The sequence below is a fragment of the Zavarzinella formosa DSM 19928 genome (assembly GCF_000255705.1).
Taxonomy (GTDB): domain Bacteria; phylum Planctomycetota; class Planctomycetia; order Gemmatales; family Gemmataceae; genus Zavarzinella; species Zavarzinella formosa.
Genome location: NZ_JH636447.1, coordinates 96,877 through 99,383 on the forward strand (window position 1 = coordinate 96,877; position 2,507 = coordinate 99,383).

At 63.4% G+C, this 2,507-nt stretch carries 2 protein-coding genes; both read right to left on the bottom strand.

Annotated features, from left to right (window positions below; translation table 11 throughout):
• Window positions 1-90: 90 nt before the first annotated feature.
• Window positions 91-1,947: a hypothetical protein gene (locus BGIM_RS0137165; protein ID WP_020474695.1), complete on the bottom strand. Its 1,857-nt coding sequence runs from the start codon at window positions 1,945-1,947 to the stop codon at window positions 91-93.
• A 171-nt stretch (window positions 1,948-2,118) separates the two neighbouring features.
• Window positions 2,119-2,507, bottom strand: a 389-nt coding sequence (locus BGIM_RS65210) for a hypothetical protein (RefSeq protein WP_040891495.1), incomplete at its 5' end; no start/stop codon positions are given.

A 2,507-nucleotide genomic window follows, 5' to 3' on the forward strand; every position in this document is an offset into this window, starting at 1 on the left:
CGTTTTCATCTTGGTTTTCCTCATGTGCCCTCACGTGCCCTCTGCGGTGAATCCGGTTTTAATCCCGTGTCCTCGGCGGTGAATCCAGTTTTAATCAGCGACGGCATCCAGATATCCGCGTGCGTCCAGTTCCGTCAGTCGGTCGAAGTATGCCTTCCTGGCTTCGGCCTCGCTGTTGAATTTCAGCGATTGCAACCGCATCGGTTGCCCGGCCCGGCCCCAGCGGACTTTCAGTTTTTGTCGTTCGAGTGAAAGTTGCATCGTCTGCTCGGTGTCGCCGTCTCGCCTCGTGAACGCCCGTGTCTCGAAGACGACGGCGTCGTCGGTCTTCGCCCGCTTCGCCTCTTTGTCGGCAAACGCCAGCCGCAGGGCGATCAGGTGGACGCACGGCCCCCCCTTGATGCCACTGGTGCGGAACGGGGCGCAGGTGCAGGTCACACGGCGGACCTGTCCCTCGTCGGCCAGCACCATTTGCGGGCGGTAGTCTCGCTTGTCTTCCTCGACGGACACTTGCCCGGTCAGTTCCAGCCCGTGCCCGGCGATGCGGTTCTCGCTGACGATCTTCACCGCGCCGCGGCGGGTCAGCAGGTCGAAGGCGATCTTCTCCCGCTGGTTGCGGTATTGAAGGCGAACCAAGTCGATTGGCTCGTTCAGGATCGGCCGCAGGCGGTAGACGCCGTTGGCCAGATCGAACATCAACTGCCCTTGTTGGCAGCCAAGCTGGAGTGTTTCGAGCAGCGGCGAGCCTTTCACGCCGCTGCCCGTGGCGATCTCTTCCCGCGTCGCGGCCCACACGCCGTCGGCGAGGAACTTCACGACCTTCGCCAGCGGTTCCGTCGTCTGGGTCTTCCGGGGCAACAGCAGGTCGAAGCCGAGGGCCGACGACCAGTTCGCGGCCGTGAAGCCGGTCAGGCCGAGCGTCAGCGTGATGTCGCCGGCCCGAAACACCCAGAAGCTCGGCAGGCCGCTGCCAAGAAGGTACACGTCCACGCTTTCGACGAACGGCAGCAACCGCTTGATCGTCATGAGCCGCCGACGGCCCCAGACGCGGACGACGCGGGCGGCCTTCCCCTTGAACGGTTCAGCCGTCGCCGGGATGACCGTCTCCCACGGTTCCAGCACGATCCGTGGTTGCTGGGCCGGCACCAACTCGAACCGCAAGCCACGGCGTTTGCCCTTACGGTCGCCATTCATGCGCAGCGTGCGGAGGGCGTTGTACAGGTCCATCGGCGCGAGCCGCAGGTGGTCGAAGGGCAACGTCGCCGCTGACTGCACTTGCAGGAAGCCTCGCATCCACGAATCGGGGATGCGGATCTGCTTCTCCAGCACCTCCGGGCGCGTCTCGGTCGCCATGCCGACGCCGGCCGAGCCGACGCCGGCCGAGCCGACGCTTAACCGTGTCTTGCGGGTGGACCGCATCTGTTGCACACTCTGATAGAGTGCGTCGCTGAAGTCGATGTTCGTCGTACCGCAGGCGGTCTCACCGACCTCGGCGAATGCCGACCGCTTGAAGGCGAGGGCGGCGTAACTGCTCTCGTCCTTGCCGAAGACCTCGAACATCACCTGATCGGGGTGAACGGTGACGACCGGGTCAAGAATGCAGAACGCAAGCGGATCGTTCCGCAACAGCCAGCCGAAGTACGCCTGCTGGGCCTGCCAGATATTGAGGGCGGCCGTTTCCCGCTTGAGCCGCAGGTAGGCCATGTAAGCGGTACGATCTTTCGGCACGTACCGGTAATCGCTGCCGACGACCCCGTACAGGGCCGACATCGCTTCGCGAAAGCGGATCGGGTTTGTCACGGTCGCCTCGAACTTCACCGGCGGCCGGTCAAGGTTGCCGAAGAGTTCGACGCGGGCGGTGTCCCCGGCCGTGGCGACACGACTGCTGCCGCCATAGCTGAGGTGCGCCGGCGTCGCGGGCGGCTCGGGTGTTGTTTCATCTGGCATCGCTCTTACCCCGAAAAATCTTCACCTTGAAGAGGATTCACCGCAGAGGGCACGTGAGGGCACATGAGAAAAGCAAAGATGAAAACCAGAAAATCATTCTTAAAGAATGAATTTTGAACTCTCTTCTGTTTTTCTCATGTGCCCTCACGTGCCCTCTGCGGTGAATCCTCTTCAGGAAATACCCTCTGCGGTAAATATTCTCTGTCTTTTTGACCGTCTCAAAGCCTTCCAAGCCGCCTTGCGCACATCCTCGTCGTCGCCGTCGGTGGCGCCGATTTCGGCCAGCACCACTTCGGCCGCTTCCACCGCCATGAACCCGAGGCCTTCGACCGCGCCCAGCCGGGCCGGTTCGGCGGCCTTCTTGTCCTTCGCGACCTTTGCCAGCGTCGGCACGTCCTTCGCCTCGATCAGCGCCGGCAGGGCGAGCGGTTGGTAATGGGGCTGGGCCGCGTTCGCCCTGGCGACTTCGGCCACTTTCGCCGTGCCGAGGCGAGCCGACACCGGGCGATCCGAGAAGAATTCGGCGGCCAGTTTCGCGGCTTGCGGCGGGGCGAACTTGG